The organism is Oribacterium sinus (genome assembly GCF_963553175.1).
In the GTDB taxonomy this organism is placed as follows: domain Bacteria; phylum Bacillota; class Clostridia; order Lachnospirales; family Lachnospiraceae; genus Oribacterium; species Oribacterium sinus_B.
In genome coordinates this window covers 1-3,619 of the sequence record NZ_CAUVME010000077.1, presented here as the reverse complement: position 1 = coordinate 3,619, position 3,619 = coordinate 1, and the positions used below count along the sequence as shown (strand labels likewise).

The following is a 3,619-nucleotide window of genomic DNA, read 5'->3' as shown; positions in this document are numbered from 1 at the left end:
TCAGAGCGCATTAAGCGGAATGCTCCTTTGCTTCTTCCGAAAGCTTCTCCTTCAGCCAGCCCTCCATAACGACGGCCTGGTTAAAACGCTCTTCTTTAGTAGCATAGAGAAGGGTGACATTTTCATGAGCAAGATGCTCTCTAACCAAAGCAATAAATTGCTCCTTCTCCGGATTCTTCTCCAGCTCTTCCCAATACTTTTTCTCAAATAGGGGGAAATTCTCCTCTTTATGATTGAAAGTTTTGCGAAGAAAAGTAGAAGGGCTCATCTCCTTTGCCCAGTTATCCAAAGCGGCACGTTCCTTTGTGATGCCTCGTGGCCAAAGTCGATCCGTCAGGATACGAAATCCATCCTTATCTGTTTTTTCTTCATAAATTCGTTTACATTGAATAGAATACATTGTATAGCTCTCTTTCTACTGCGTGTTGAAGATTTTCTCTTTTGCAAGAGATTTTTCCGGTGCTTCCCAGAAGATAAGATTTTGGGCAAATGATGTTTTGACTGGAACTTGTTTAGCTTCCGAAATTAAAACGGTTTCTTATATCGGATTAACCGCCCCATAGGGGCGGCTTTCCTTGATTCTTAATGAGTATCGTTTGCAAAGCAAATGTTACTTTGTTTATTCTTAATACCTATCGCGAGTGGTGCGTACGCTAGCTTCTATATTCTTAAAGGCTATCGCCGGTAAAGCATACGACCTCTCGTTTATGCTGTTTCCGGGAAGAAAATCTTCATGTCATCTTCTACGGTTCCGATTCCGGCAATACCGAAGTTCTCTACAAGAACCTTTGCTACATTGGGAGAAAGGAAGGCGGGAAGAGTTGGTCCAAGGTGAATGTTCTTTACTCCTAAGTAGAGAAGGGCAAGAAGAACGATAACAGCCTTCTGCTCGTACCAGGCAATGTTGTATGCCAATGGTAACTTGTTTACGTCGTCTAAGCCGAATACTTCCTTCAGCTTTAAGGCGATTAAGGCTAAGGAGTAGGAGTCGTTACACTGTCCGGCATCCAAAACTCTTGGAATTCCACCGATATCACCAAGATCCAGCTTGTTGTACTTATACTTTGCACATCCTGCGGTTAAGATTACAGCATCCTTTGGAAGTGCCTTGGCAAACTCTGTGTAGTAATCTCTCTTCTTCTGTCTTCCGTCACAACCTGCCATAACCACGAACTTCTTGATAGCGCCGGACTTTACAGCCTCTACTACCTTATCCGCAAGGGCAAATACCTGCTCATGAGCAAATCCGCCTACGATGGTTCCGGTCTCGATTTCTGTTGGAGCGGGGCAGGACTTAGCCTGTTCAATGATGGCAGAGAAGTCCTTGATTTCGCCGTACTTTCCTCCGATGTGCTTGCATCCGGGATAACCTGCAGCACCGGTAGTCCAAAGTCTGTCCTTATAGCTGTCCTTTGGAGGAACGATACAGTTTGTGGTCATGAGGATTGGTCCGTTAAATGGCTCGAACTCTTCCTTCTGCTTCCACCAAGCATTTCCGTAGTTTCCTGCGAAGTGCTTATACTTCTTAAAGAATGGATAGTAGTGGGCAGGAAGCATCTCAGAGTGGGTGTAAACATCTACGCCGGTGCCTTCTGTCTGGTCAAGGAGCATTTCCAGATCCTTAAGGTCATGTCCGGAAACCAGAATTCCGGGATTGTTACGAACACCGATATTTACGGTAGTGATTTCAGGATTTCCGTAAGCGGAAGTATTTGCTCCGTCAAGCAGTGCCATACCTTCTACGCCGGCCTTACCGGTCTCTAAGGTAAGAGCTACCAAATCATCTACGGAAAGGCTGTCGTCTAAAGTTGCGGCAAGAGCCTTCTGGATGAAAGCATCTACATTGGCATCATCCTTTAAAAGCGCATTTGCGTGCTTGGAATAAGCGGCAAGACCCTTTAATCCATAGGTGATTAACTCTCTTAAAGAACGGATATCTTCATTTTCAGTAGCTAAAACACCGATGCTCTGTGCAAAGATGGGGTAATCCTTTTCTGCTACTTCTACGGTTGCTGCCTTAGGAAGCTTGGAGCTGTCGGAAAGTGTTGCTCTAACCGCATCTCTCAAAGCGAAGGTTTCCTTGATGCTTTCAATGATAGCATCATTATCAAAGTTTGCATTGGTGATGGTGATGAAAAGGTTCATGGTTACTCTGTGATTTAACTCCTGAGAAACTTCCTTTCCCTCGGCTCTTAACTGCTGAGCCACAGCGGATAATCCCTTGGTTGCGTAAACCAAAAGATCCTGCATAGCAGCTACTTCCGGCTTCTTTCCGCAAACACCGGATACGGTACATCCGGAACAGTTTGCAGTTTCCTGACACTGATAACAAAACATTTTATTTTCCATTTTTTTCCTCCTGAAGAAAAATCGATAGACTCATTACTTTGCCTATCATACCTGGGAAATGAGAAAAAAGTGTTGCAGAGGCAACAAAACACTGATAAACTCTGTATATATAAAATACAATCTCTGAATTTTTAAGTATTTTTTACGATAGATTTGGAGAAAAATGCACAAAGGATGAATAGAAAATCGGAGTCTAATAGAGAAGAATCACGAATAAGGGAAAATGGAATAGAAGAAAGCTTTGTTTTATTTTCGCTAGTGCAAACTATCTGAAAGAGAGTATTATAGATAAAATTTAAGAAAATAAATGAAAAAACAGGAGAGAAGAAAAATGGGTCAGGAAATGAAGGAAAAAAAGAATAGTACTGAGGAGAGCTGTCAATGTGGAGAAGGCTATCATGAGCATTCTTGCAGCTGCTCGGGAGGCACCGAGGAAAGCACTTGCGGATATGGGTTCGACTCCCATCAGCATTCTTGCGGCTGCTCCGAGGAAAATCATGGAGAGGGCTGTACCTGCCCGGATTGCGAGGAAAAAAGAACGCATCAAGGGATAGGAGATAAGGACTTTTCCGTGCTTAGTGGGAAGGAAAGAGAAGCATTGCAAAGGGGGGAAGTCTCCTTTACCTCCGTGCACAGCAGGGAACAGGAAAAGAAGAAACATTTAAAGGGGGATGAACTCCTTCGCTACAGAGATTTGGAAATTTTCAATGGGGTGGAGACGGAGAACCTGAATGCCCTTCTGTACTGCATGAAAAGCTATGTTCGCTCTTATAAAAAGGGGGAGATTGTTCATTTGGAGGAAAAGAATGAGCAACACGTAGGAGTAGTATTGCAGGGCAGTATCCATATGTTAAAGACGGATGTGTGGGGAAATGAAACCCTTCTTACCTATATGAATGAGGGAGAAATTTTCGGAGAGACCTTTGGCAACAATACCGCTGCGGGAGAGTATGTCAGCTTTGTGGCGGCCAGCAAGGCGGAGGTACTGTTTATTTCCTTCCAAAAGGCCATCCACGTCTGCAAAAACCGTTGTGCCTTCCACTTCCGCCTGATTGAAAATCTTTTTGATTTAATCGGAAAGAAAAATATTCAACTAATGGAAAAGATTGAGGTAACCTCCAGAAGTAGTCTGCGAGAGAAGATTTTGGCCTACCTTTCCTTACAGGCACAAAAACAAAAATCCAAATACATTGAACTGGGACTGAGCCGTACGGATATGGCACAGTTTTTATGCACCAACCGCTCCGCCATGACCAGAGAGCTTTCCCAG

Annotated in this window: 3 protein-coding genes; 1 reads left to right on the top strand and 2 read right to left on the bottom strand. The window is 43.8% G+C overall.

Going from position 1 to position 3,619, the window contains the following annotated elements:
• Positions 1-10: 10 nt before the first annotated feature.
• A complete protein-coding gene (locus RYO92_RS11005; RefSeq protein WP_183684390.1) occupies positions 11-400 on the bottom strand; it encodes a DUF488 domain-containing protein in 390 nt (129 codons plus the stop codon).
• A gap of 305 nt (positions 401-705) precedes the next feature.
• Positions 706-2,349: a hydroxylamine reductase gene (gene hcp / locus RYO92_RS11000; protein ID WP_315370407.1), complete on the bottom strand. Its 1,644-nt coding sequence runs from the start codon at positions 2,347-2,349 to the stop codon at positions 706-708.
• Between the two features lie 331 nt (positions 2,350-2,680).
• Here hcp and RYO92_RS10995 point away from each other — a divergent pair.
• The coding region (locus RYO92_RS10995; protein ID WP_315370406.1) for a Crp/Fnr family transcriptional regulator at positions 2,681-3,619 on the top strand (939 nt) is incomplete at its 3' end.

Excerpts from the sequence above, each read along its gene's own strand:
- hcp (WP_315370407.1), bottom strand. The coding sequence starts at position 2,349 with ATGGAAAATAAAATGTTTTGTTATCAGTGTCAGGAAACTGCAAACTGT.
- RYO92_RS11005 (WP_183684390.1), bottom strand. The coding sequence starts at position 400 with ATGTATTCTATTCAATGTAAACGAATTTATGAAGAAAAAACAGATAAG.